Genomic DNA, 1,510 nt, shown 5'->3' with positions numbered 1-1,510 from the left:
ACGAGGTATCTTACTCTTTGGGAAGGTGACATTGGGCATGGCGGTGGTTCCGGTTGTTGGGGTACTGCAATGTGTGAAGTTGTACAAAGTCATTGGGGAGTACTCTTTGTCCGTAGAACGGATTACTTTTTTAATACAGGGTTGAGAACAGTAAATGAAATTCTTGGTTTTAATGATGGATTACTCAAGTTGAGAGGGTTGGATTATGATAACGATGATGCAAACAATTTTCCTTCTCTTGTCTATGACGTAGAATTGCTTGAGCAGCATGGTGTCTGGTCTCTAACTAATAAAAATCTAGTCGGAAAAAAGTGCTTTAATAAATAAGGATATGTGCAAACCTTCTTAATATAAGTAAAGGTTGGAAATATCATGAAAGGGAATGCCTAAAAGAAGTAAATCATTACCCCATACTTTTCTTGATACTTACCAGCTATTAAGTACTGCTAGTACGCATAAATAGATTAACTGTTAAATACCGCCCAATTTGAGGCGGTATTTTTGTATGTGAGGTAGATTTAAAATAAATCTATTTTTACGTGTTTACCCCTGTTTTAGATTTAAAATAAATCTATAAAAATGTGATGTTTCTTTATGAAAGCGATCATTTTTTGTGCTACATTGTCCGCACTTGTCATTTTTATATTTGTTTGGAGTCCGTACAGTGAAAAATAATAAACGAGCAAATGAAACTGCAACGTCGGTGCGTAAAGATATGCGTATGGAGAAAGACTTACTTGCACTTGTTGATGCTGTTAGAGGAGATGTTCCTTTTGCTGCTTGGGTTAAGCGAGCAATTAAAATGAGACTTGAAAAAGAAAATGTTATTCGAGAACGTACGGTTAAGTCCGTACCAATTAAAATGAAAATTGAAAAAGAAAATATTAATCGAGACTGTACGATTAAGTCTGTACCAATTAAAAAATCCGTAAAGGTACTAATACATAATCCAAAGGTTAAAAAAATATCATCTAATATGCAGCGTTCAATTAAAACGAAAAAAATATTATTTGATGCGATAAAAATATTATCTGTTGAAGAAAAAATAGAAATTATTAAAGCACGTTACCCAAAAAGTGAATTGCGGAAAGCTATTGGTGATGTTGTATCTAAAGATTCAATTGCGAAGTATTGGGATGAGATTGGAATAGTTTTAAATGAAAATGATTAAATGATTACTAATTTTGAGTGATTTTTTGTTTCCTTTTATTTAGTGCAGTCTATTTGCAGTCTATTTGCAGTCTAAAGTATATATCACTAAATGTAAGGCAAAAATAAAGGCACGTTACCGATTGCCAGCATTAATATTTTCGTTCCTCAATATTAATACTGTTATCGACGTGCCTCTGAAATTCTTTCATCGCGTGCTAAAGAGTAAACTCTTTAAAACTCTTTTCACTCTACGAGTGATTATTTTACGGCTGTTGCCATTATGTATTTATGCGATAAATATCAGTAATTGTACTTTTTGGGAAAAATAAACATACAAAACATGAGGTTGTAACAATTG

The 1,510-nt window shown here is 32.8% G+C and carries 2 protein-coding genes; both read left to right on the top strand.

Translation table 11 applies throughout. From position 1 onward, the window contains the following. Positions 1-327: hypothetical protein (locus FYJ80_RS11575; protein WP_206361095.1), on the top strand; the 327-nt coding region annotated here is incomplete at its 5' end. Between the two features lie 337 nt (positions 328-664). Further along, complete coding sequence (locus FYJ80_RS11570) at positions 665-1,171, top strand: hypothetical protein (protein ID WP_154427052.1); 507 nt, start codon at positions 665-667, stop codon at positions 1,169-1,171. The last annotated feature ends 339 nt before the right edge of the window (positions 1,172-1,510 follow it).

This window comes from Bullifex porci (genome assembly GCF_009695635.1).
Classification (GTDB): Bacteria; Spirochaetota; Spirochaetia; order Sphaerochaetales; family Sphaerochaetaceae; genus Bullifex; species Bullifex porci.
This window is presented reverse-complemented; position numbering and strand designations above follow the sequence as displayed.